Origin of the sequence: Natronomonas halophila (genome assembly GCF_013391085.1) — an archaeon.
GTDB lineage: Archaea > Halobacteriota > Halobacteria > Halobacteriales > Haloarculaceae > Natronomonas > Natronomonas halophila.
In genome coordinates, this window is the sequence record NZ_CP058334.1 from 1,464,584 (window position 1) to 1,487,179 (window position 22,596).

Genomic DNA, 22,596 nt, shown 5'->3' on the forward strand with positions numbered 1-22,596 from the left:
GTCTCGGTGGGTGCGACCCACGGTTCCGACGTAATGGTCGAACGACAACTCGATGTACGAGAGGTTCCGCCACCGCGACGCCACTCGAAGATCTTCGACGCGTTCGAGGCATTAGAGAGCGGCGAAGCGCTGGCCATCATCAACGACCACGAGCCGACGCCTCTGTATCACCAGATGGCAGCCGAAGTCGAATCGTTCGACGCCGAGGGCTACAGCGTCGATTGTGTCGGCCCCGAGGAGTTCATCGCGACGCTCCCCAAGGAGTGACGCCCCGCCATCACCCCGGCGAAGACGTTCGCAAACGCGCCTATTAGGCACGGCGTCCTCCACGGACGTGATGACGACGCTCGATACCCGTTCCGACTCGCTGGCTGACCGCCGGGAAACGGTCTTCGAAGCGCTCGATGCGGCGGACGCGGGCGAGACCGTAACGCTCGTTACCGACGACGACGCGGCCGTGCTCCTCGCCCAGTACCGGATGAAACGACGCTTCGACCTCCAGTGGGAAACCGACGAGCAGGGCGATACGGCGGAGGTTCACGTCACGAAGGGCGAGCCCCTCGATGAGGGCGAACTGGCCGACTTCGACGTTCGCGATATGCCGCCCCAGCGGCGCCACGAAGTGCTCACGGATACCTTCGATTGGCTCGACTCCGGCGAGGGGTTCGTGCTGGTCAACGACCACGACCCGAAACCGCTGTATCACGAACTCCGCTCGACCCGCGGCGACGTTTTCGAGTGGGAGGACACGAACCGCGACCCACAGGAATGGCGCGTCGAGATACGCAAGACCGACGAAACCCGGACGCTCGACCCCGCGGTTGCCGCGTCCTTCGACGTCCGTGAGATTCCGAAAGAAGAGCGCCATCCGACGATTCACCACCGCTACGGCAACATCGCGGACGGTGAGACGTTGGAAATCATCGCACCGCACGAACCGAAGCCGCTGCATCGCGAGTTCCAGCAGCGATACGGGGACGCCTTCGAGTGGGACATTATCGAGCACGAACCCGGCCACTGTCGGGTCCACGTCACGAAGCGCGCGGACGACGGGGCGTCATCGAGCAGTGGCTCGCTTACCGTCACTGAGGAACTGGACGTTCGAGAACTTCCGCCCGCGCAGCGACACGAACGGATTTTCGAGGCCTACGATGACCTTCAGACAGGACAGGGGTTCGTGCTGGTCAACGACCACGACCCCAAGCCGCTGTATCACCAGTTCGACGCGGAGGCGGGCGACGAGTTCTACTGGGAGTACCGTCAGAAAGAGCCCGGCGAGTTCAGAGTCCTCATCGGGAAGGACGAGACGGCCGACGTGGAGATAGAGCAGGGCGAAAATCCGGAAGCGCCGTTCTAAGCGGAACGCGGAACGAAATCGACTGTTTTCACTCGTCAGTTTCGGACGCCAGTTCGACGGTAAAGGGACCGCCGTCGGCGGGTGCATCAAGGATTCGCTGGACGCGGCCGTGCCACTGTTCGCGGAACGCGGCCGTCTCCTCCGCATCGGCGTCGCCGGAGACGATTTTCCCGAGCGCCTGCATCGGCGCGCCGCCGCCGTCATCGGGGTCGACGCCGGTCGCCGACGGGGCAAAGGAGACGACGACCGCGGCGCCGGTATCGGTCCGTTCGAACCGGAACGCACGGCCGGGAGCCTCGACGGTCCCGAACGAGAGGAGGTCGTCCCGACCGCCGAATCCGGCGAACCCGGCGAATCCGGTTTCGTCAGCAGCGCCGGTGATGTGTCGGATGACGTTCGCCATCGGTCCGAGCCCCGGGTCGCTCGGGGCACCGCCGACGGTAACCACGACGTTCGACCGTACCGGGTAGTCGTCGGGGTAGAGGCGGTCAAGCGCCAACTGTGTGCTTCGATACGCGCCGGCGACGGCCGGGCAGGCGTGGCCCGCGGCTTTCGCCACGTCGGCGAAGGTCACGACGAGGGGGTCGCCGTCCGGGACCATGCCGAGAACCTCCGCGAGCGGGTCGCGGATACGAATCGGGTCCGCGCTCGCGAGGCGCTGCCAGGGGGTTTCGTCGGGAGTCTGTGCGGGACTGTCGGCTGCTGTCGAGTCGTGTTTACTCATGATGAATCTCCAGATAGGTCGTGTATTCTTTTCTGAGGAGTCGTCCACGCTCGCTTTCGATGGCGAGCAGTTCGTGGTCGGTCTGTGCTGCCAGTTGCGGATACTCCTGCTTCGCTCGCTTGTCGGTACTCCGAACGACCAGCACGGCCCCGTCCGGTAGGTCTTCGAGCGCGCGCTGCACTCGGGCGATGCCGCTCGCACAGCCGCGACCGCGGTTGTCGACGGTCATGTCCGGTTCGACGTCGGGCGCCGTCTCGGGAATCACGCTCTCAGTCATCGGTCGTCACCTCCGGCTCTCCCGTCGGTTCGCTGGCCGGCGACGCGGTCGGTCCGGCATCGTCCCCACCGAGGTCCTCGATGTCGCAGACGCCCTCGATGGGCGAGCAGGCCCGCCACATCGGACAGAGCTTGAAGATGACGACCAGCAGGCCGATGAAGCCGATTTTCGCGAGGATGGCCGCGCCGACGACGCTTCCGAGATACCACCCGAGGTTCGTTCCGAACCCCTCGACCGCCTGATAGAGCCCGGTCACGAACAGCGTGGGGATGATGAACCGAACCGCCCAGCGGAACCGTTCGAGCTGTTGGCCGGCCGCCCGAACGACCTCGACCGTGGGTTGCTTCTGGCCCGTCGGCACGGCGACGAAGATGTTCCACACCGCGCCGCCGATCCACAGCGCGAACGTCAGGAGGTGGAGCACGCGGACGCCCGCGGCGACGGGGTCGAGTCCGACCATTGCGACCTCGGCGATGGCCGTCGCGACGACGACCGCCACCGCGAGCGCCAGCGCGGCGAGGCCGGTCGGACTCCGGAACTGCCGCTCGACGGTATCGCTCCGGTACGTCGAGACGCCAGCAAGCCCGAGCCACGCGAGGACCAGCGTGCCGTACCCGACGACAGGGACCGTCACCCCGAAGACGCCGAGATACTCGCGGAAGACGACGGCGCCGCCGACCGCGAGGACCGCAATCGCGCCGGCCGCGATGTCGTCGAACCGGGCGTACATCTCAGCGCAGTAGTCGGCGGCCCCGTCCCCGAGGTCGGCCGGCCGAACGAAGCCGTGTTTCCAGACGAGACCGCCCGTGAGGACGCCCATCGCCACGAGATAGCCCCACTTGGCCGCGGTGAGAATTGGGGCAGTGGAGCCGTTTCGAGTCGTGGAGACCCACGTCCCGACCACCGACGCTGCCAGAATGACGGCCAGCGCGATTTTCGGCAGCGTGTACCTGTCGAAGAGTGCGTCCGTCCGTTCGGCGGCAGTCGGGGTCTGGGGGTCTGGCATAGCGAGTGGGGTCCACCGGTGAACGCTTGGTGACGGCCCAAACTAACCGTCCGGGCGAAGATATTCGGCCGAGAGCACTCGACCTCTCGGCCGGAACTCTGACCATGGAAACGGCATCCGTCGACCGGGAATACGCCGCCTCCGAATCCCGCATCCGTTCGATACTCGACAACGTCACCGTCTTCCTCGATGCCGCCGGCTTCGACGTCGAGCGCGACGGCGACCGCCTCGAACTGACGAAGCGGGTGGCCGTCGCCCAGTTCGAACTGGACGTCGAACTACGCGAGGAGGAGTCGGCCGCGCTCGCGTACGAACAAGTGTCCGGTCCCTTCGACGCGATGGTGACCCGATACTACGTCGACGCGACGGCCTCGGGGAGTCGCCTCACGATAGAGACGTCGTTCGACCCGCCGACGTCCGGGTTCGGGTCGTTCCTCAACAGCGCGGCAATCAGACGCCAGCGGCGAGCGGAACTCGATGCGGTCACGTCGCTGCTGGAGGCGACCGACGGACCGTCGAACCCGGCGGAGGACCGCCCTGCAGTCGAAACCGGGGGTAAGTGAGGATGACGGGCGAGGCGGGCGTCGCCGATGCTCGAACGTCCGTCGAATGGCGACGGATACCGCCGGATGGGGTATCGGCGCCTATCGTCCGGTCGCTTCCCTACCTCGAACTCAAACTCGAACACCCGAGTCTCGACCCCAGCGGCTACGGCGACCGTTTCTTTCCGGATGCCGTACCCTACGAACTCGACGGGGCCTCGCGGGTCTTCTATTGGCGGCCCGCGATGGCGTCGTCCATCGGGACGCCGGTGGACTGGAGACTGGTCTGTGCAACCCCCCACGACCTCGTCGGCTTCGACTCGCTTCCGGCGGATGGGCCACCGCTCGTGACGGACGGCCAAAGCAGCACGACGCTCGTCGTCGACGGGACGATTGCGGGCGATACGACGACGGCTTGCGTCGCGTCGTACTCGGTCCCCGACGTGTCCATCGAGAGTCGGTCCGCCGGACGAATCGAATTGACGGTCGCCGGAGACGAGTACAGCGTTTTGGCCGGCGGGCGGCGTCGAATCGGCCTCCCCAAGCGACGCGTTGAACCGATAGACGGTGAGGGAGCATCGACGGTGACACCGGAACTCGTCGTCCGCTTTCCGGGGTGGCGGGAACTCCATCATCCGGCCCCTGAAGCGACATACCGGCTGTTCCCGTCGTTCGGCCTCGATATCGACGGGATACCGGATCCGATGGCGGTTCCGACCACGGTCGACGAACTCGACGAGACGGCGCTGGCGGCGGAGTTGGGCGTCGACCTCTCGCGGCGTCCCTATCCCGAGCGGGTGCTCTGGCAGGCGTTCGCGTATACGGCGTTCGGCCCGCACGTCGACATCACGCCGGAACTGACGCAACTGGAGACGGGCCACCTCGTCGTTCGGACCGGGAACTTCCGTACGGAGTAGTCAGGCCTTCGTGATTTCGACGTGCCACGTCTCCGGTTCCGGATTGGCCGTCTCGTATTCGAAGCCGCGGGTTTCGAGCACGTCGTAGAGCGGTACCGGCTCGAAGCTGTTTATCAACAGTAGCGACTCGTCGTCGGGCAGGTCTTCGAGGGCGGCCATGATGTCCCCGAACGGCTCGCCGTCTATCTCGCGGACGTCCAGCGTCCGATCCGCATCGAATCGTTCCACGCTCATACTCGGCCGTTGGCGCGCACGGAACTGTAACGTTCGCCCGATGATGTTCGTTCCAGAGATGACATTAACGTCAGTGGGACCGAACCGACCGCAACAATACCTATGCCGATGGAATGACAACGCCAACCATGGGCGACCGCGCGTGTTATCGGGACTACTGCCCCGAGTGTGACCTTCAGGTGACGATTACCGACGAGGAATGTCCGGAGTGCGGCACGTATCTCCCCGAAGACGAGTAGCCAGCCGTTCGGGCGATTTCCATCACGGCGGAGCGACGGCGTCACTCGGCGTCCATCGTGACGAAATACGGCCCGTCCCACGCGTTCACCCAGTCCGGCGCCGCCGAGTGGTCCCGAAGTCGGTTCGCCTCGTAGGACTCGTCTTCAAAGACCTGTCCCGAGGAGTCGGTGCCGTCGGCCCGCGGAACGGTGAAACGGACCGGCTCACGGCCCTCGGCCGGAATCAGCTGTTTTCGTCCCCGCTCGTGGGATTTACCGGCCGTATCGACCCACGCCTGTGGGTGGAAGGTCACGTCGATACGCGATTCGGGGTCGGAATCGGACATATATCGCGTAGGCGGCCACCGGGTATGGGTCCCGGGACGAAGATATTCGGGTGAGTCGAGGGATTCGGGCCCGCTATCAGTCCCACTCGATGTGCGGATACGACTGCCGAGGTCCCGAACTGTTCCGTGCGACGAGTTCGACGACGGCGCTGCGGCGGCCGTCGTCGCGCCGCTCGATTCGCTCGGCGTACTGAAGCACCGTCAGGTCCAGACACGCGCCCAACAGTTCGTTGGCGGCGAAGCGATGGCGGTCGTCCCCGGACCCGCTCTCGACCGGGTCGTCCGTCCGGAGATGGTGCTGGACGAACAGAACCCCACCGGGAGCGAGCGCCTCCTTGATATCCGGAAGGCGGTCGACGGCACGATAGAAACTGATGGTGACGAGGTCGTACGTCGCCGGCGGGAACGCGTAGCTCCCGACGTCGGCCTGTATCCAGTCGATACGGTCGGCGACACCCCGCTCGCGGGCGTTCTCACGTGCGAGACGCAGCCCCGGCCTCGACTGGTCGATGGCGTGGACCCGATAGCCCTCCGTCGCGAGAAAGACCGCGTTGCGCCCCGTACCCGTCGCGATGTCGAGCGCCCGCCCGTCCGGACAGGCGTCGAGATAACGCCGCAACACCGGCGACGGTTCCGGGTCCGAAGGATACTCCCCGTTTTCGAACCGTTCGTCCCACCTCGATAGCCGACTCATTCGATTCGGTCCAGCGCGATTTCCTTGGCCGTATCGCCGGCCACCGGTTCCGACTCACGGACTTCGAGTTCCGTGACCCACTTGACGCTCTCCCAGCAGTCCGCGCCGCCGTCGGTCGGCACGAGCCGGGCCGGCCCGCCGTGGGGCACCGCCAGCGGCTCGCCGTCGAGCCCGACCGCGAGCAACGACTCCTCCGCGCGGGCCCGCGACAGCGAACACGCGTAGTCGCCGTCCATCGCGTGTACGAGGACGTACCCATCGTCGATGGTGGGGCCGGCACGGTCGAGGACCGTACTGACGCGGACCCCCTGCCACGAGAGGCCCGCCGCGACCCAGCCTTCGACGCACTCGAAATCCTCGGTGACCGTCTCGACGGGAAACGCCGCGAGGTCCTCGCGATCGACGCGGAGTGGGTCCGCCACGGCACCGGTAACGCGGAGGGTCCAGTCGCTCGGTTCGACCTCGTCGGGAACGTCGTGGGTTCGAAGGTCGGACATGGGTAGGTTCCTCGGGAATCACCAAAGTCGGCGTGCGAGATAGTGTCTCGCGCGACAAAATAGCTCCGTGGCGAACATGTTCGAGGAAGATGCCCCCGGCTACTCCTTGGTCGGGGACTCCCCGGCCGGCGTCGCCGTTCGGCGCGGGTCCAGCGAACCGAGGAGGATGCGACCGAGCGAGTGCGGACTGTGGTCGCGTACGACGAGGAGCATGTTCGTGCCGAAAACGACGATGCCGAGGCTCACGAGTACGCCGCCGGTGCCCTGGATGGTCGACGAGAGCCCGAACCACTCCGAGAGGACGAGCAGGATGGTCCCGCTCGCCAGCAGCGTCGCGTCGGCGGCCGCCAATCGGTCGTCGTAGAGGTCGTCGATCATCGGGACGTCCTCGAGTCCGAGGAGGTCGCTGTACCGGTGGACCCAGATGATAAAGGGGATAATGTGATAGAGGGTTCCGACGACGACGAAGCCGATGGCCCCGAGAACGAGGAGGTGGACGGTGCCGGGCGCGCCCAGCAGGTTCTCCGGGGCGGTCGGCGCTCGCAGCCACGCGGGCGCCGAGACGAGCGCCCAGGCGGCCAATCCGGGCGCGGCGACCGCGTACCGCGTGTGCATCGGCGTCCAGTTGACCTGCATCTCGTAGAGTTTCCGCCCGAGTATCGCGCTGAACGCGAGCGCGGCCGCCACCACGAGCACGGCGCCGAGTCGAGCCACGAGCATCGCATCGAGGAACCGGCCCACGGCCAGCAGCACGACGCCGACCGGATGCCCGAGTTCCTCGACCGGTCGGAGGTAGTCGTCGATGCCGTGGAGTTCGGTCTGGGTGAACATCGTCGCCAGTTGGTAGAGCGCCCCGTAAACGGTCGTCAGGACGGCCCCGAAGACGGCCAGCGTCGCGTGCATCCCCACGACGTTGACCCGATTGACCGACAGGTCGGCGAACAACGGATGCGTGAAATCGACCGCGAGGAGGAACCCGAGCACCGTGAGCACCGCGAAGAACCCGACCGAGAGCAGGAAGTGGCGCTCGGTCACGTCGTAGGAATCGAGGGACGCCATCGTCCGGGTGATGTTGTAGACGAACGTCCAGAACCCGGCGAGCATGAGCGCGCCGAACGGGATGAGCCAGACGAGCGAGTCGACCACGAGGCCCGTCGCGAACCCGAGCAATCCGACGACGACGAGCGTCAACTGCGCGCTCGCCAGTCGCTGGGAGTGCAGGGTCGCCCCCGACCAGACGGGGACGAACTGGGTCATCGCGCCCATGATGGTGATGCAGATCCACCCCGCCAACAGCAGGTGAACGTGTGCGAGCGTCCCGAACCCCGGCACGGCGTCGGCAGCGATACCGAGACCGAGAAGCACGCCGACGAACAGGAACCCCAGACCCACGATGAAATGCCGTAACGGAATCGTCATCGGCGGTTGCTGGTTCGTTTCGATATTGCCCGGTATCGCGGCCATGCGTTCCCGTAGAACCCGCGGACTCCTGCGTGTAACTCCGAATATGTTCCCCTCCTTCGGGAGTCCCGGACACATCGACTCTTATCGTCGGGGCTCGTCGAACCGTGGCCACCCCTATCCGTGGCACCCGAACATCTCCGGCAATAGGCGTACCCCCGTCGACGGCGAACTGACGCCTATGCCGGGCTTCCCCTCACCATTCGGCGGCGACGACGGCTCGCTGTTCGATAGCTACGACGAGTTCGTCGCGGACCACACCCCGACGCCGAACGAGTTCCTCTCGGGACACGACGTGCTGGCGGGAGACGACCACGTCGCGTTCCACCGGCTGACGCGGGACCTGTTCGAAGACCGGAAAGTGTACGATATGACGTTCAACTACAATCTCGCCCGGTTGAACCTGGACACCCGACACGAGAACGCCGGGTATCGCTACGCCGTCGAGCGCAACGGCACGGACGACGCCATCAAGGACGAGGACGCGGAGCGCGTCCTTCGTGCGGAGTTCACGCCGACGACGCCGTTCTGCCCACAGACCCACACGCTGACTATCGGTTCCTTCCGGGCGTGGAACGAACTCACCGACCGCCACGAGTACGACCTCGTCCGGGTTCGGGCGGCCCCGATGCACCACCAGAGCGGCGCGATTAACGACCAACTCGCCGAACTCGAGCGGACGTTCCTCGAAACCGGCGACGTGCAGGCCGACCCCGAGGACAGCGCCGAGGTCGGGTCGAACCCGATGGAACGCGCCGCACGAAACGAGGGCGCCAGCCGCGGGTCGACGGACGCCCCGTTCTGAACGCGCCCCTCGCCCATCGAGCCGGAATGCGAGCCCGGTAGTGGCAGCGGTGGCTTTCGAGACTCGTTCTACACCTGTGAGAAGAGGAACCGGTCGACAGTCCCGATAGGAGCCGTCGGACCCCTACTTCAAAGAGACGCGAACATGTTCACGCCAACCTACTTTTAGGACTGCCTAAAACATGAGCGTGAAGCGAGTCGGGACCGGTCGGCTATCCGACCGGCAACCGGACCCACGAGCCCATCATGCCCTACGCAAAACTCACCATCACGATTCCCGAGTCCATCTGGATCAGCAAGGTGTCCCGAACGTATCCCGACACGCGGTTTCGCGTCCTCGCCGCGACCGCGAACACCGCGACCGGCGTCGCCCGAATCGAGATTCGCGGCGACGACCCGGAAGCAGTCTGTCAAGCGATGCGGGAGTACGATTCGGTGACCGACCTGACGGTCTTCGAGGCCGACCCCGAGATGCACCGGGTACAGGTCGAAACGACGGTCCCGTTGCTGTTGACCTCCCTGCAGGACTCCGGCGTCCCCCTCGAACTGCCCTTCGAGGTCCGGGACGCCGAACTGACACTCGAAGTGACGGTCCCACAGGAGACGCTCTCGGAGTTCGGGGAGACCCTCGATAGGGTCGGCATCCAGTACACCGTCGAACGGATTCAACAGGACACCGAATCCGATTCGCTCCTGACCGAGCGCCAGCAGTGGCTCCTGGACGAGGCAATCGAGCAGGGCTACTACGATACGCCGCGTCAGACCACGCTCGTCGAACTCGCCAACGAGGTCGATATCGCGAAATCGACCTGTAGCGAAATCCTCCACCGCGTCGAGGAACGGATTATAAAGGAACACAGGCGCGAGGACCCCGATATGGCTCGGGACATCGCTATGCCCTCGGATTGAGAGGCGTTTTCGGCGCCGCTCTTCGAGTTCGATTTTGTCCGAAAACACGTGTTTCAGGATGGGCCCTGCCGGATTTGAACCAGCGCTCAATCCGTTATGAGCGGACCGCTTTGAGCCAGGCTAAGCTAAGGGCCCTCTATCACCGAGTATCCGCTGGCCCCTCTTTAGTTTGCCGGGTATCGGCTTCCAACCGCGTACTATCTATTGATTCCATCAATTCGTCTGGTGGCCCGACGATAACGAAATCCGTTCCACGAAATCGCCGACTCGGACGTGGACTTCGTACTCGATATCCCGCTCATCGGGACACCGCGAAACGGCCAGTTCCCGCGGGTTGTCGAGAGGGTGGCCGTCCGACCTGACACGTCGCTCACCATGGCCCGTCCCACGGACGGTTTTTAACGGGTTGTCTCAATCACGAAGCTCAGTGAGCCGGATCGGGCTGGGGGAGTGCCCTATGCTGTCGGGGGGGAACGAGATAGCTGCCCCAGTTCCGGAGACGGATGTACTGGAGGATGCCATTTGGCTGTCTGGGACCGAGACCGTACTGGTGGAACTGTTCACCGAGCATCGCTTCTCTGACCCTGCGGAACTCCGTTATCTCTCGCTGGAGTGAGAGGAACTGGAGACCAGCAACATCACCGTCAGTCGTGTTCACATCTCGCCGAAGTATCACGGGCTCGCCGTCGTCACGGGCCCGCGCGAGTTTCTGCGCGTGTCCAACTGTCCCATCATCACGTGCGTGCTCGTGGATTTCGTCTGTAACGTTTTTGGCACCCGTCGTGGTACCGAGTTGTTCGCCAACCGCTCCGACCGCACCGTCTTCTGCATGGTCCGGGCTGAACATTCGCGCGACGCGTTGCTCGTGGTCGTTGTCGTCGAACCAGATTTCGAGATCGAGTTCGATCGACTCGAAATGTTGTGTCGTCCCGCCTTCGAAGGGGCCGGCCTGAATCGTGACGCGGTCCTCGGTCGCCTGACTCTCCCGGAACCCGGATCTGAATCCCATAAAAAAGGGAGCTTCTTCGGGGACCGGTTGACCGTCAGGAATCCCATCGAGACCGGCCTGGCGGTCGGCGGGAAGCCCCGCGCCGACGAATCCGGTCCGGCGATTGGTCCGCTCGAGCACCGGCCCGATTGTTTGCTCGACAGCCTCGCCGTTCAGGGTGTCTTTGTCGCCAAAGAGCGTTTCTTCGACTGCGAGGACGGCCGCGGGATTATCGCTTGCCAGATGCAGCATCGCATCCGTGTCGTCGATTTCGACCTGACTCTCGGCCGTAATCGCGGTGATCGGATCAGGATCAGGGAGATCGACTGACTCGTGGAGACCCAGTTCGTGACGGTCGAAATAGGCGGGTGTGTATCCGAGCGTAAACAACACGCCATCCGGTCCCCATTCGAGTGCACGCTCGATCTCTTGGAGCGCGGTTTCGACGCGTTGGCGCGATTCTGGCGTTGGATCGTTCGACAGCGAGAGGCTCAAGAAAACGTGGTGGGTGGCCCGACTGACGTTGCCGTCGGAATCCACTGGCAGGACGTCGTTCCAGGCGTGTTGTCGGTCCGGAAGTGTCCCCGGGTCACTCACGCCCGTCGGCGCATCGAGCGTCTGCCGATCCTGCTTATCGAGGCAGGCTGCGAGTCCACTGGCACCGCCAGTCGCCACAGCACGGCGCATGAACTGGCGCCGTGACAGTTCCGGACTGCCGTCGAACGGAAGGGGCACCATCTGTCTACTCGTAGCCCGAGAGTTCGATCTGCGCGGTCGTCGTAAAGTTGGTCGTCCCGGAGGAGTACGGGACCTGGTTGGTCGCCCCGATCATCAGCAGCCAGACGATCAGGCGCTCGCCCTGTATCGACTCGCCGTCGACGTACTGCGCAGGATGGTAGAAACCCGACGGCGTCTCTTCGTCGGTGAGTCGCTCTGCTGTCGCGTCGCCGGGCCCGATTTCGTCTTCGTGGCGACGTACGACGACGACCTCTTTGTCTTCGTCGAGTGGGATATCGACAGTCTCGGGACCGTCGGGGTTACTGAACCGTATTTTCATTCCTGCTTCGCCGTCAACGTAGAGTTCCTCCTCGGGTTCGGTCCACTCGTCGCCGTCGAACAGTTCGACCGCGACACCGCTGTCGGTCCCTGGGGTTATATCGAACGCCTGCGTGGAGGTGTAGTGCTGGACGACACGCTCCTCGTAGCTCCCGTTTTCGGCGTAACTCTCCGAGTTTGCCTGTACCTTGTTCACGAACTGCCTGACAAATCCCGGGCCAGCGCGCCGGAAGACGGGTCGCATGACTCCGTCCTCGTAGAAGTCGTATGCGATATCGTAGTTGTACGGTCCAAAGCGGAACCCGGAGTGGAAATCAACGCTTTCAGCCCCGACAGCGCCGGTGTGGTAGTGGGTCTTGAGCTGGAACCCTCCCGGCCGTCCGTTGTCCGCCGGGAAATCGATCTTTCCGAGCAGTCCCGGGCCACCGAAGCCAGTTCCGTGTACGTCCCAGAAGCCGAGGTCACCGTTCAACACCGTATCGTCGTCGGGGAAATAGTACTCCCGCGTGTTCCGCCCTTCACGGGGGGGAAGGTAGTAGGCGGTGATCGTCGTCGGCGTATTCAACGATTCGAACACCGGCTTGCCATTGTACGACCCGGTCATCGTGATCCCCTGATAGTTGGGTTCTTCCCAGTCGATCGACCAACCGCTTTGCTCGAACGAGTTTTCGGGGGGCTCGATGCGGTGCCATCCTTCGTTGGCCGTGTAGTATGGCCGTTTCTCGAAGGGGACGCCGGGAACGTCTCCCAGTACGGACTCGTCCATCGTCGCGACCTCGTCAGCGAGGCTCGGTGGCTGATACTCGACGTGGTCCTCGACGAGCGTGATGTTGATCATCTCTGGCTCCTCGCCAGAGCCGTCGAAAAAGGCACTGATGACGTTCCGCTCTCCATCGTCTTCGACGTTGAGTACAGCCGTACCGCCCATCCCGTGCCGGAGGTCGCCAGCACCGAGAGCGGTGAATCCGCCGCCCGATCCTTTGAAAGAGGGATACCAGGTAGACTCGCGTAGATCACCGAACTCTTCTTGGACGAGATCGCTCTCGAGGATCATCTGTCCGTGTTTCATCTCTTCGGCGTCCTGCGTTTTCTCCCAGGTGATATCCTCGGGGTCGGTGATTTCCAGAGCCACGATTTCGTCGGTGTGGCGGTCGATCAGTCCGTAGACGGTCTGTCTGTCCTCTGCGGTGACCTCGAAGGTCGCCTCGGCGTCCTCGGGGATTTCCTCGCCGGGGTAGACAAAGCCACTCTCTTCGACTGTAAAGGAGGAGGGTCCCTGAAGGCTGATGACTTCGAGATGGTTCGTCAACACCTCGTAGACCTCGAAGGCTCCAATCCAGCTACTCACAAGGTCGTTTACTTCGGGGTCTTCGAGCAGCGTCTCGATGGCCTGACGCTTCCTGTAGAGGTGCATCCGCTCGTAGGCCTCGTTGTCGAACGAGCGTTCGGAAGCAAAAGTCGCTGTATCCATCCGGATATCCGGAATCCCGTTCGACAACTGTTCGACCTGATCTCCGTCTGGCTGTTCAGTCGATGGCTCGGTCTCGCTGGGTTCACCGCCGGAACAACCAGCGAGTGCCGCTGCACCCCCCGCCGCTGCAGCTAGTTGGAGATACATTCGGCGGGGCAGTTCGCTCTCAGATAGCTTATCCGACATTGCAAATGGCGATTCAGACAACCGATATAAAAAATGAATGTACATAGTAGAATAGGACTACACACAGCACTAATGCCCTAGAATAGATATTTCTATTCCACATTTCAGAACTTTTTAGCCATAGAATTGTCTGCCTTTTATTAAAATACACAGCAATACCTGATCGGGGAGTCTACTGGTCGAATAGGCCGTCTACATCGACTACGAGGTGAAGCGGTGTTTGCGATGGACGCTCATCTTTCGCGTTCGAGTGTGTCGGAGTCTATGCATCCATTTCCCTATATCTAAGACCCCGATTACAATACATAATATTACTAATAATCTTAGCTAAAGACGGATGATTCCAACGTCCTGCCCGGAGGCCAACACCCAAACCGGAGGCGAACCACCACGCCCACATGGACTTCCGTTTCGAGTACGCGCCCGGCACGATTCGGTACGGCGAGGCGTGCGTGGCAGGACTGGCCGACGAACTCGACGCGCTCGATGCCGAGCGAGCGCTGGTCGTGACCGGCCGAACCGTCGGGCAGTCGGCGGACGTGATGGACCCCGTTGAGACAGGACTGGGCGAGACACACGTCGGGACGTTCGCGGAGACGACGCCCGAAAAACGGCTGGGGACGGCCTTCGATGGCGCCGACCGAGTCGAAGACGTCGACGCCGACGCGCTGGTTGCCGTCGGCGGCGGCAGCAGCCTCGACATCGCGAAAATCACCGCCGTCGTGGCGGCCTCCGACCAGTCATACGACGAGATTCGAAGCACCTTCGAGGAGAGCGGGTCGATTGCGGCGCCCGAAGGTGAGTTGCTTCCCATCGCCGTCGTCCCGACGACGCTCGCGGGCGCGGACCTGTCGATGATCGGCGGGATTACGGCCCGCAACGACGGTCTGATTCGCGGCGGCGTCTACGACGAGCGGTTGATGCCCGACGCGCTGTTCTACGACCCCGAGTTGTTCCGGACGACGCCGCACGGCGTGCTGTGTGCCTCGGCGATGAACGGCTTCGACAAGGCCATCGAGACGCTGTATGCGAACACCGCGTCGCCGATTACCGACGGAACGGCGGTACGAGCGCTCGCCCACCTCGGCGACGGCCTGCCGGCCCTCGGCGAGGGCGACCGCGACGACGAGACGATGCACGACGTCGTCGTCGGGACGGTTCTCGCCCAATACGGCTGTTCGCGCCCCGATGGGCTGACGCTGTCGCTCATCCACGCCTTCGGCCACGGTATCGCCCGCGGCTATAACGTCCAGCAGGGCGACGCCCACAGCATCATCGCGCCGCATGCCCTCCGGTATCTCTTCGAGGAGGTCGACGGTAGCCGCGAGTTGCTGGCGGAGGGCCTCGGCGTCGAGGCGGCGACCCCCGAGGGGATGGCCGAGGGCATCGTCGAGTCGGTCATCGAGGTGCGGGACGCCCTCGGGTTGTCGACGCAACTGCGGGAAATCAGCGACATGGACGAGTCGGACCTGCCCGATATCGCCCAGAACGTTCACGACGACGGCCTGATGCCCTACTGTCCGGAGGGGCTGAACCCGACCGTCGACGAACTGGAAGGCGTGCTTCGCGAGGCGTGGTGACCGCCGTGCGTCGACCGTCCACGGCGGCCAGCGAGTATACGTGCGCCGAGGGACTAGGCCGGATATGACGCTGCGACGGCGAGAACTGCTCCGGGGCGCCGCGACTGGCATGGCGGGCGCAGGACTGTCGGCCGGCCTCGCCGGCTGTACCGACGTTCAGGAGTTCGCCGAGGACGCGGACCCGCGGGGCCATCCCCTCGCCGGCACCACGACCGTCGTCATCGACGACCAAAGCGAGAGCACACACGACCTGGAAGCGATTACCGACACGTCGCTTTCCTTCTGGACCGAAAACGCCGGGCAGTACGCGGGTTTCGAGGTCGAGTTCCGGCGCGTCGGGGACGGAAGCGGCGACGCCGACCCGGACGTCGAAATCGAGTTCCTGGACAGTCGCGAGGAACTCGACGGCTGTCAGGAACACAGCACGGACAACATCCTCGGGTGTGCGCCGCTCATCAAGGAGAACAACCGCATCGACCGGCCCGTCGTCGCCGAAGTCGTTGCCACCGGCCGGCCCTCTGGGGAGGTCGAAATCACGACCAAACACGAAATCGGCCACCTGCTCGGGTTAGGCCACGACGCCGAACCGGCCTACATCATGTCGAACCGCATCGAGGACCGCCTGCCCGAATACGAGGCCCGCGTCGACGTCCTCGATGCCTTTCGGGCGGGCTGGAGCGCCCGCAACGACGGCACTCGCGCGTACAACGAGGGTATCGGCTACTGGAACGACGACGCCTACCAGCAGGCCATCGACCCCTTCGAGCGGTCCCGCGACCTTTATCAGTCGATTGAGGGCCACATCGCGACCGCCGAGGAGGCCGCAACGGCCTTCGAGGAGATGCAACGCCCCGAGACGGTCGACCGCGAGCGCCTCCAGCGGTACTTCGATACGGCCCGCACCGTCGCCGACTTGCTGATTGAGGCCGCCGAAAACATGCGGGCGGCCGCCGAGGCCATGGCCGACGGCGACCGGATAACCGCACGGGACCGCCAGCAGGCCGCCAACGACGCCCTGCAGGAACTCGACGGCATCGACGGCCCATCGCCGGCCGACATCGGGCGGGCGCTCGGACTGGTTCGGGAGGAAGAACTCGACGAGGGAAGCGATGGCCCGAGCGGGAGTTGACGGGCGTCGAAACGTAGGCCGGATATCGCGCGTCAGGGCCAGAGGCCGCGGGACTGGTGGGCCTCGGCGAGTCGTGAGAGGGCGACGATATAGGCGGCGTTTCGCCACGTCACGTCCCGGGCTTCGTACTCCTCGCGGACGTGGTTCCAGGCGTCGACCATCTCGGTTTCGAGTTCGTCGTTGACGCGTTCGAGCGACCACGGCCGGCGGTTGATGTCCTGCAGCCACTCGAAGTAAGAGACGGTGACGCCCCCGGCGTTGGCGAGGATATCGGGGATAACCGGAATCTCCCGCGCGGCGAAGATTTCGTCGGCGACGCTCGTCGTCGGGCCGTTGGCACCCTCGATTATCATATCGGCCTCGATGGCGTCGGCGTTCGATTCGGTGAGGACGTTGCCGACGGCGGCCGGAATCAACACGTCGGCGTCGAGTTCGAGCAAGCCCTCGTTGGTGACGGTTTCGGGGGCCGCATGCCCCATGACGGCCTCCGGTTCCTCGTGGTGTGACGGGATGGAGTAGGTATCGAGGCCGTTGGGGTCGTAAATACCGCCGTTGACGTCGCTGACGGCGACGACGTTCGCGCCCCAGTCGTCGAGCAGGCGGGCGGCGTTGGACCCGACGCTGCCGTAGCCCTGAATCGCAACGTCCGTCTCCCGGAGGTCCCACCCGTAGTAGTCGACGGCCTCGCGGGTGATGATGGCGACGCTGCGACCCGGGGCGGCGTCCCGGCCTTCGCTGCCGCCGATGACTGGCGGTTTCCCGGTGACGACGCCGGGGATGGTTTCGCCTTCCTGCATCGAGTAGGCGTCCATCAGCCACGCCATCGTCTGGGGGTCCGTCCCCATGTCCGGCGCCGGGATGTCCCGGTTCGGACCGATGATGTCGCGGATTTCCTCGGCGAAGCGGCGGGTGAGCCGTTCGGTCTCTTCGTCGCTGAGTTCCTTCGGGTTGACGGCGATGCCGCCCTTCGCGCCGCCGAAGGGAAGGTCCATGACCGCACACTTCCAGGTCATCCACATCCCGAGGCCGACACATTCGTCGCGGGTGACCTCGGGGTGATAGCGCAGGCCGCCCTTATACGGGCCGCGGACGCTATCGTGCTGGGCGCGATAGCCGGTGAACACCTCGACGTTCCCGTCGTCGCGCTCGATGGGCACCGTCACTTCCTGGACCTTCGTGGGGTGTTTGAGCCGCTCGACGACGTTCGGGTCGATATCGAGATACGCCGCGGCCTGCTGGAGCTGTCGGCGAGCCGTCTCGACGGCCGATTCGGCCTCCGGTTCCGGCCCCGGCCCTGCCGCTGGCTCGTCGTCGCCCGGGGAAGGTGGCGACATATTATTCGATGGGTGTCTGGCGGTTCCGCATCGCGCCGCCGCATTCGGGGCAGGTCTCGGGATTGCTCTCGGCGAGAACGATACCGCCGCATTCGAAGCACTCGTAGGTGGTCTCTTCGTCGGGAGTTTGTTCGATGTCTCTCATTGGATGTCACGAGTGGTTACCGCCGTCCGGAAGCACTCGGTTAAGGTCTATCATGTGTATAAGGTAATGCGTAGCTGTTCGATGACGAAGGGCTGCCGAAAGGGCGGGTTCGTTATTGAACCTACTCGGGCGAGGTAAGGGGCACGTCGTTTTCCTCGAACAGCGTGGCGAAGACCTTGCGCTGGACCGCCCGGATGTGCTGGTAGAACGCCGTCGGTGAGACCCCGAGCGTCTCGGCGACGTCCTCGCCGGTGCTCTCCCGCGGGGCCTCGAAGAACCCGCTGTAGTACGCCGTCTGGAGGACTTCGAGTTGGCGGTCGGTGAGGTCCTCCAGAAACCGCGAGTAGAGGTCGCGGTCGGCGGTCCGGTCCATCGTCTGCTTGCTGCGGAGTTCGACGCCCGCGAACGTCTCCCCGATAAGTCGCGTGATGTTCCGGACGTCGATGCGCTCCGGGATGTCGATGACGAGCCTCGTCTCGGTGGGCGAGGCCGTCGCCTCGCGGACGATGGCCCCGTGGTCGGCCAACTCCGAGGCGAGGAAGGGCCGGGTGAGTCGCAATCGGAGGACGCCGCCGTCGACGTCGGCACTGATTCGGCGAACCTCGTCGATGCCGACCAGTTCCGACGCGGCGTCCTCGACGGCTGCCACGTCCGTCCCCTCGACGGTGACGAAGAGGTAACTCCCCTCCGTCGTCCGCTGTAAGACCCCCTGATAGGAGAGGGTACACTCGGCGGCGTGAGCGAGACGCGAGAGGACGAAAGTCGGGTCGTCGATGCCGAACTCGACGCGGGTCATCGACGTCGTGAGCAACGCGTTGGTACGCTCGATGGCGCTGAGGGCCGCCGCGATGGTCTCGCCGAGTTCGGCCAGCACCGCCCGCGCCGTCTCGTCGAAGGCGTCCCGGGAGTCCGCATAGACCGTCAACACGCCGTAGGTGAGGTCGTTGTACACCAGCGGGATGCTCAGCACCGACAGGAAATCCCGCGTGAGCGCCTCGGAGCGCCACGACTCGTCCCGGAGGCCATCGGCGACGTTCCGCACGAGCGTCACCTCGCCGGTCGCCGCGGTGCGGCCGGCCGGTTCCGCCTCCGCGGCATCGACCGCGAACGAGCGACTGTCGAGGTATCCCTGTTCGTCGCCGGCCCACGCTCGCGGCTCCAGCGTCTCGGTCGTCGAATCGACCGTGCCGACCCACGCGAAACGGAATCGGTCGTCGTCGGTCAGCAACTCGCAGACGGCGTGGTCGATTTCCTCGCGGGTTTCGGCCTGTACGACCGCCTGGTCGATTTCACGTATCGTCTCGTTGATGCGGTTCAGCGCCGTGAGTTCCTCGTTTTTCCGCTGGAGGGTGAGGTCCTGTTCGCGGAGTCGCGATTCCCGGGCGACACGGTCGAGGGCCGCCTCGGCGGTCGCCGCCAGCAGGTCGGCGAGTTCCCGCGTCACCTCGTCGAAGGCGCCGACCGAATCCGACCCGGCGACGAAGACGCCGTGGTCCCCGAGCGGGATGAAGGTCGTCCGCCTGAGTCGGGTCGCCCGGTTGTCGAGGCGGTCGGCCGCGTGGACGTCCTCGAAGAACAGCGACTCGTTGTCGACGAAACTCCGGCCGACGAGCGTCTCGCCGTCGGCGTGAACCGTCGGCAACGGCCCGTGCAGGTCCGCCATCGCCGGGGAGTGGGCCGCGGCCGCCAGTTCGTTTTCGTCCGCATCGAACAGATAAACGGCACTCGCCTCCAAGTCGAGGACGCTGGCGGCGTCCGAGACGACCTGCTGGGCGATTTCGCTGTGGGTTTCGGCGTAGAGGAACGCCCGTGCGGTCTCCTGGAGGGTCGCCAGCGCCTCCTCGCGCTGTTTGCGTTTCGTGATATCACGACAGCTATACAGCAGCGTCCCGCCCTGAATCGAGACTTCGCGAACGTTGACCAACAGGGTGTGTTCGCGGCCCGCCTTGTCCGTCGCAGTACACTCGATGTTCTTGAGGACGCCCGTCTCGGCGAGTTCCTCGCGGTCGAAGAGGTCCTCGCCGAGGAGTTCGTCGATGGTTCCCTGCCGTCGGATTTCCTCGGCGGTGTAGCCGAAGATGAAGTGGACGTTCGGGCAGATGTAGGTGTACTCCCCGTCCTCGTCGGTGATGAGGACGGTGTCGGTCATGTTGTTGAGCGTGACCCGATGGAGTTCCTCGGAGCGTCTGAGGTCCCGCTCGAGTTCGACCCGGTCGGTGATGTCGACGCCCTCGACGACGATGGAAGCGAGGGTGCCGCGGTCGTTCTCGACCGGCCGAACCGAGAGGTCGATGACCCGCTGGTCGTCGACGTGCGGCGGTTGGGAGACGATAGCGTTCGCGAACGAACCGTCGAGGGCCGTCTCGACCAGTCGCCGCACGTCGCGGCGAACCGGGTCGGCGTGGGCCCACCACGGGAGCGTCCAGAACGGTTGGCCGACGAGCGCGTCGACGGTCACGTCGGTCATCTCGCGGGCCGTCCGGTTCGCCCGGACGAGCGCCCCCTCGGTGTCCAGTACCCACGTCGCCGTCCGCGTGTCGTCGAACACCGCGTCGAACTGTCGGGCCCGCTCCTGTCGAACCGAGGCCTGCCGTGCAGTCGCCATCGCGCGTTCGGTTCGCGCCAGCAACTCATCGACCGCCGAATCGACCGGCCCATCCATCACGGCGTAATCGGTTGCGCCCGCGCCGATAGCCTCGCTGGCGACTGATTCATTGCCTGTATCGGTAGCGAGCACCACCGGTAGCGTCGTCGTCTCCTCACGAATCGTCGCCACGAGGTCGACGCCGCTGGTCTCTCCGAGAGCGTAGTCAGTGACCACACAATCGACGGCGCCGCGGTCGACCGCGTCGAGGGCTTCCGTCGGTGTCTCGACCGTCCGCACGGACGCCCCAGTGGCCTCGACCACCTCGGCGAACGGCGCGAGCCAGTCGGCCGTCCCGACGGCAACGAGGTGGGCAGAATCGAGCGGCGACCCCCCGGACATCAGTCGACCGCCCCGTTGGGGTGTGGCGGAGCCGAAACGTCGATGTGCGGCCGGCACGGTCGGCGCTGTCGCAAATCGGGGGTGGAATCAGGAGCCGGAGTCATGGATGGTTCAGTATCAAACCCTCCGGCGATAAAGGCGTTCGGCCGGCGGCCGGATGCGTCGCTCGAAGCGTGAGCGACGAAAGAAGTACGCCGCCGCCAGGTCTCGAACCTGGGACAACCTGGGTAACAACCAGGTGCTCTACCAACTGAGCTACGGCGGCACGACGCAACTGAACATACTGCGATTCGACAAATAGGGCTTTCGCTTCAGCGCGGCATCGACACGCTTTACCACCCAACAGCGCAACGGTCGATATGTCCTTCGAGTCGGTCGTCGAGGCAGTACGCGACCGGGTCGTCCCCGACGACGAGGAACGCGAGCAACTGGAGGCCGTCGTCGCAGAACTGACGGACCGCGCCGAGGCCGCCATCGCCGAGTTGCCCGTCGAGGCCGACACCCGACTGGTCGGCTCGACCGCACGCGGGACGTGGCTCGCCGGTGACCGCGACGTCGACCTCTTCGTCCGTTTTTCACCGGACCTGCCCCGCGAGCAACTGGAAGAGTACGGGCTGGAAATCGGCCACGCGGTGCTGCCGGACGGCCACGAGGAATACGCCGAACACCCCTACGTCAAGGGCCAGTACCGCGGCTTCGACGTCGACTGTGTCCCCTGCTACGCCGTCGAGAGCGCGACCGACATCCGGTCGGCGGTCGACCGGACGCCGTTTCACACCGCGTATCTGGAGGGCCAAATCGAGCCGCTGGCCGACGACGTCCGACTGGCGAAGGCGTTTCTGACCGGCATCGGCGCCTACGGCAGCGACCTGCGGACCAAGGGCTTCTCGGGCTTTCTGACCGAACTTCTCGTCCTCGAATACGGCGGCTTCCGCGAGTTCGTCGAGGCCGCCGCCGACTGGCATCCGCCAATCGAGTTCGACCCCGAGGACCACGCCGAGAAATCGTTCGAGGACCCGCTTGTCGTCATCGACCCCACCGACCCCGAGCGCAACGTAGCGGCCGTCTGCTCGGCCCGAAACGTCGCCCGCGTGGTTCACTACGCCCGCGAGTTGCTCGACGACCCGCAAGTCGAGTCCTTCGAGGCGAGCGAGCCGGCCCCGCTGTCGGCCGAGGACGTTCGCGAACGCCTCGAAGAGCGCGGGACGACACCAGTCGCGCTCCGATTTTCGGCGCCGGATATCGTCGAGGACCAACTGTACCCCCAACTCGACAAGTCGCTGGCTGGCATCGAGGGCGCCCTAGAGCGGGCGGGCTTTGCGCCCCTTCGAAGCGCCCGCTTTGCCGACGACTCGGCCGTCCTGCTGGTGGAGTGTTCCGTTTCCGAACTGCCCAGCGTCGCCCGACACGACGGCCCGCCGGTCGGCGTTCGGAGCCACGCCGAAGGGTTCTACGAGGCCTACGCCGACGACGCCGACGTTTCGGGGCCGTTCATCGACGAGGACGGTCGCTACGTGGTCGAGCGCCCGCGCGAGGCCCGCACGCCCGGGGAACTGCTCGAAGCCCGACTCTTCGAGGTGTCGCTCGGCCCGCACGTCGAGTCGGCGCTGGAGGCCGACTACGACGTGCTGGTCGGTGAGGAGGTGGGTGCGCTAGCCGAGGAGTTCGGCATCGAGTTGGCGCGGTACTTCGAGCCGCGGCCCTGACCGTTCGACTTCGTGTCGGCCGCGTTCG

22 protein-coding genes and 2 tRNA genes are annotated in these 22,596 nt (G+C 64.8%); 9 read left to right on the plus strand and 15 right to left on the minus strand.

The genetic code is table 11. The features are described 5' to 3' along the window. Window positions 1-33: 33 nt before the first annotated feature. Window positions 34-267 (plus strand): DUF2249 domain-containing protein, encoded by a 234-nt coding sequence (locus tag HWV23_RS08050; RefSeq protein WP_178289899.1) that lies wholly within the window; start codon window positions 34-36, stop codon window positions 265-267. Between the two features lie 70 nt (window positions 268-337). Then, window positions 338-1,357, plus strand: coding sequence for a DUF2249 domain-containing protein (locus HWV23_RS08055; RefSeq protein ID WP_178289900.1), 1,020 nt, complete (start codon window positions 338-340; stop codon window positions 1,355-1,357). Between the two features lie 28 nt (window positions 1,358-1,385). Here the strand turns inward: HWV23_RS08055 and HWV23_RS08060 are convergent, their stop codons facing one another. The 3 genes from HWV23_RS08060 to HWV23_RS08070 are packed head-to-tail and all read right to left on the minus strand — an operon-like array spanning window position 1,386 to window position 3,364. Continuing rightward, window positions 1,386-2,081 carry a hypothetical protein gene (locus HWV23_RS08060; RefSeq protein WP_178289901.1) on the minus strand — a complete coding sequence of 232 codons (696 nt, stop codon included), beginning with the start codon at window positions 2,079-2,081 and terminating at the stop codon, window positions 1,386-1,388. Then, window positions 2,074-2,358, minus strand: coding sequence for a sulfurtransferase TusA family protein (locus tag HWV23_RS08065; protein WP_178289902.1), 285 nt, complete (start codon window positions 2,356-2,358; stop codon window positions 2,074-2,076). The genes HWV23_RS08060 and HWV23_RS08065 overlap by 8 nt, the downstream gene beginning before the upstream one ends. Further along, entirely contained in the window at window positions 2,351-3,364 is a 1,014-nt protein-coding gene (locus tag HWV23_RS08070; protein ID WP_178289903.1) for a hypothetical protein, read from the minus strand. The genes HWV23_RS08065 and HWV23_RS08070 overlap by 8 nt, the downstream gene beginning before the upstream one ends. Before the next feature lie 104 nt (window positions 3,365-3,468). On the opposite strand from HWV23_RS08070, the gene HWV23_RS08075 reads away from it, so the two are divergent. Continuing rightward, window positions 3,469-3,927, plus strand: coding sequence for an SRPBCC family protein (locus tag HWV23_RS08075; RefSeq protein ID WP_178289904.1), 459 nt, complete (start codon window positions 3,469-3,471; stop codon window positions 3,925-3,927). Window positions 3,928-3,929: 2 nt separating this feature from the next. After that, entirely contained in the window at window positions 3,930-4,823 is an 894-nt protein-coding gene (locus HWV23_RS08080) for a hypothetical protein (RefSeq protein WP_178289905.1), read from the plus strand. Here HWV23_RS08080 and HWV23_RS08085 read toward each other — a convergent pair whose 3' ends face one another. From HWV23_RS08085 to HWV23_RS08105, 5 genes are all read right to left on the minus strand, one after another. Next, window positions 4,824-5,057, minus strand: coding sequence for a DUF2249 domain-containing protein (locus tag HWV23_RS08085; RefSeq protein WP_178289906.1), 234 nt, complete (start codon window positions 5,055-5,057; stop codon window positions 4,824-4,826). Between the two features lie 280 nt (window positions 5,058-5,337). Beyond that, window positions 5,338-5,622, minus strand: a complete 285-nt coding sequence (locus HWV23_RS08090) for a hypothetical protein (protein WP_178289907.1) — start codon at window positions 5,620-5,622, stop codon at window positions 5,338-5,340. A 76-nt stretch (window positions 5,623-5,698) separates the two neighbouring features. Then, window positions 5,699-6,316: a class I SAM-dependent methyltransferase gene (locus HWV23_RS08095; protein WP_178289908.1), complete on the minus strand. Its 618-nt coding sequence runs from the start codon at window positions 6,314-6,316 to the stop codon at window positions 5,699-5,701. Beyond that, window positions 6,313-6,813 carry a molybdopterin-dependent oxidoreductase gene (locus tag HWV23_RS08100; protein ID WP_178289909.1) on the minus strand — a complete coding sequence of 167 codons (501 nt, stop codon included), beginning with the start codon at window positions 6,811-6,813 and terminating at the stop codon, window positions 6,313-6,315. The genes HWV23_RS08095 and HWV23_RS08100 overlap by 4 nt, the downstream gene beginning before the upstream one ends. A gap of 99 nt (window positions 6,814-6,912) precedes the next feature. Then, window positions 6,913-8,277: a hypothetical protein gene (locus HWV23_RS08105; RefSeq protein WP_178289910.1), complete on the minus strand. Its 1,365-nt coding sequence runs from the start codon at window positions 8,275-8,277 to the stop codon at window positions 6,913-6,915. Window positions 8,278-8,455: 178 nt separating this feature from the next. Between HWV23_RS08105 and HWV23_RS08110 the strand changes: the two genes are divergently transcribed. Continuing rightward, the gene (locus HWV23_RS08110) at window positions 8,456-9,079 is read left to right on the plus strand and encodes a DUF7998 family protein (protein ID WP_178289911.1); all 624 of its coding nucleotides are present in this window, start codon (window positions 8,456-8,458) and stop codon (window positions 9,077-9,079) included. Window positions 9,080-9,324: 245 nt separating this feature from the next. Beyond that, entirely contained in the window at window positions 9,325-9,987 is a 663-nt protein-coding gene (locus tag HWV23_RS08115; protein ID WP_178289912.1) for a helix-turn-helix domain-containing protein, read from the plus strand. 59 nt (window positions 9,988-10,046) lie between these two features. On the opposite strand, the gene HWV23_RS08120 is transcribed toward HWV23_RS08115, so the two are convergent. From HWV23_RS08120 to HWV23_RS08130, 3 genes are all read right to left on the minus strand, one after another. Next, window positions 10,047-10,122, minus strand: a tRNA-Ile gene (locus HWV23_RS08120). 289 nt (window positions 10,123-10,411) lie between these two features. Then, window positions 10,412-11,713 (minus strand): DUF7405 family protein, encoded by a 1,302-nt coding sequence (locus HWV23_RS08125; protein ID WP_178289913.1) that lies wholly within the window; start codon window positions 11,711-11,713, stop codon window positions 10,412-10,414. A gap of 4 nt (window positions 11,714-11,717) precedes the next feature. Further along, window positions 11,718-13,502, minus strand: coding sequence for a hypothetical protein (locus HWV23_RS08130; RefSeq protein ID WP_211693341.1), 1,785 nt, complete (start codon window positions 13,500-13,502; stop codon window positions 11,718-11,720). A 584-nt stretch (window positions 13,503-14,086) separates the two neighbouring features. On the opposite strand from HWV23_RS08130, the gene HWV23_RS08135 reads away from it, so the two are divergent. Beyond that, the gene (locus HWV23_RS08135) at window positions 14,087-15,268 is read left to right on the plus strand and encodes an iron-containing alcohol dehydrogenase family protein (protein ID WP_178289915.1); all 1,182 of its coding nucleotides are present in this window, start codon (window positions 14,087-14,089) and stop codon (window positions 15,266-15,268) included. A gap of 64 nt (window positions 15,269-15,332) precedes the next feature. Then, entirely contained in the window at window positions 15,333-16,397 is a 1,065-nt protein-coding gene (locus HWV23_RS08140) for a matrixin family metalloprotease (RefSeq protein WP_178289916.1), read from the plus strand. Window positions 16,398-16,429: 32 nt separating this feature from the next. Here HWV23_RS08140 and gdhB read toward each other — a convergent pair whose 3' ends face one another. The 4 genes from gdhB to HWV23_RS08160 all read right to left on the minus strand — a co-directional run bounded on the left by gdhB (window position 16,430) and on the right by HWV23_RS08160 (window position 21,127). After that, the gene (gene gdhB, locus HWV23_RS08145; RefSeq protein WP_178289917.1) at window positions 16,430-17,731 is read right to left on the minus strand and encodes a glutamate dehydrogenase GdhB; all 1,302 of its coding nucleotides are present in this window, start codon (window positions 17,729-17,731) and stop codon (window positions 16,430-16,432) included. A gap of 1 nt (window position 17,732) precedes the next feature. After that, complete coding sequence (locus tag HWV23_RS08150; protein WP_178289918.1) at window positions 17,733-17,876, minus strand: rubrerythrin-like domain-containing protein; 144 nt, start codon at window positions 17,874-17,876, stop codon at window positions 17,733-17,735. A gap of 121 nt (window positions 17,877-17,997) precedes the next feature. Further along, window positions 17,998-20,862, minus strand: coding sequence for a bacterio-opsin activator domain-containing protein (locus tag HWV23_RS08155; RefSeq protein ID WP_178289919.1), 2,865 nt, complete (start codon window positions 20,860-20,862; stop codon window positions 17,998-18,000). A 192-nt stretch (window positions 20,863-21,054) separates the two neighbouring features. Next, a tRNA-Asn gene (locus HWV23_RS08160) sits at window positions 21,055-21,127 on the minus strand. A 94-nt stretch (window positions 21,128-21,221) separates the two neighbouring features. On the opposite strand from HWV23_RS08160, the gene cca reads away from it, so the two are divergent. Then, window positions 21,222-22,568 (plus strand): CCA tRNA nucleotidyltransferase, encoded by a 1,347-nt coding sequence (cca, locus tag HWV23_RS08165; RefSeq protein WP_178289920.1) that lies wholly within the window; start codon window positions 21,222-21,224, stop codon window positions 22,566-22,568. Window positions 22,569-22,596 lie beyond the last annotated feature (28 nt).

Coding starts and splice junctions, on each gene's coding strand:
- HWV23_RS08050 (WP_178289899.1), top strand. CDS start 34: ATGGTCGAACGACAACTCGATGTACGAGAGGTTCCGCCACCGCGACGC.
- HWV23_RS08055 (WP_178289900.1), top strand. CDS start 338: ATGACGACGCTCGATACCCGTTCCGACTCGCTGGCTGACCGCCGGGAA.
- HWV23_RS08060 (WP_178289901.1), bottom strand. CDS start 2,081: ATGAGTAAACACGACTCGACAGCAGCCGACAGTCCCGCACAGACTCCC.
- HWV23_RS08065 (WP_178289902.1), bottom strand. CDS start 2,358: ATGACTGAGAGCGTGATTCCCGAGACGGCGCCCGACGTCGAACCGGAC.
- HWV23_RS08070 (WP_178289903.1), bottom strand. CDS start 3,364: ATGCCAGACCCCCAGACCCCGACTGCCGCCGAACGGACGGACGCACTC.
- HWV23_RS08075 (WP_178289904.1), top strand. CDS start 3,469: ATGGAAACGGCATCCGTCGACCGGGAATACGCCGCCTCCGAATCCCGC.
- HWV23_RS08080 (WP_178289905.1), top strand. CDS start 3,930: ATGACGGGCGAGGCGGGCGTCGCCGATGCTCGAACGTCCGTCGAATGG.
- HWV23_RS08085 (WP_178289906.1), bottom strand. CDS start 5,057: ATGAGCGTGGAACGATTCGATGCGGATCGGACGCTGGACGTCCGCGAG.
- HWV23_RS08090 (WP_178289907.1), bottom strand. CDS start 5,622: ATGTCCGATTCCGACCCCGAATCGCGTATCGACGTGACCTTCCACCCA.
- HWV23_RS08095 (WP_178289908.1), bottom strand. CDS start 6,316: ATGAGTCGGCTATCGAGGTGGGACGAACGGTTCGAAAACGGGGAGTAT.
- HWV23_RS08100 (WP_178289909.1), bottom strand. CDS start 6,813: ATGTCCGACCTTCGAACCCACGACGTTCCCGACGAGGTCGAACCGAGC.
- HWV23_RS08105 (WP_178289910.1), bottom strand. CDS start 8,277: ATGGCCGCGATACCGGGCAATATCGAAACGAACCAGCAACCGCCGATG.
- HWV23_RS08110 (WP_178289911.1), top strand. CDS start 8,456: ATGCCGGGCTTCCCCTCACCATTCGGCGGCGACGACGGCTCGCTGTTC.
- HWV23_RS08115 (WP_178289912.1), top strand. CDS start 9,325: ATGCCCTACGCAAAACTCACCATCACGATTCCCGAGTCCATCTGGATC.
- HWV23_RS08125 (WP_178289913.1), bottom strand. CDS start 11,713: ATGGTGCCCCTTCCGTTCGACGGCAGTCCGGAACTGTCACGGCGCCAG.
- HWV23_RS08130 (WP_211693341.1), bottom strand. CDS start 13,502: ATGGATACAGCGACTTTTGCTTCCGAACGCTCGTTCGACAACGAGGCC.
- HWV23_RS08135 (WP_178289915.1), top strand. CDS start 14,087: ATGGACTTCCGTTTCGAGTACGCGCCCGGCACGATTCGGTACGGCGAG.
- HWV23_RS08140 (WP_178289916.1), top strand. CDS start 15,333: ATGACGCTGCGACGGCGAGAACTGCTCCGGGGCGCCGCGACTGGCATG.
- gdhB (WP_178289917.1), bottom strand. CDS start 17,731: ATGTCGCCACCTTCCCCGGGCGACGACGAGCCAGCGGCAGGGCCGGGG.
- HWV23_RS08150 (WP_178289918.1), bottom strand. CDS start 17,876: ATGAGAGACATCGAACAAACTCCCGACGAAGAGACCACCTACGAGTGC.
- HWV23_RS08155 (WP_178289919.1), bottom strand. CDS start 20,862: ATGTCCGGGGGGTCGCCGCTCGATTCTGCCCACCTCGTTGCCGTCGGG.
- cca (WP_178289920.1), top strand. CDS start 21,222: ATGTCCTTCGAGTCGGTCGTCGAGGCAGTACGCGACCGGGTCGTCCCC.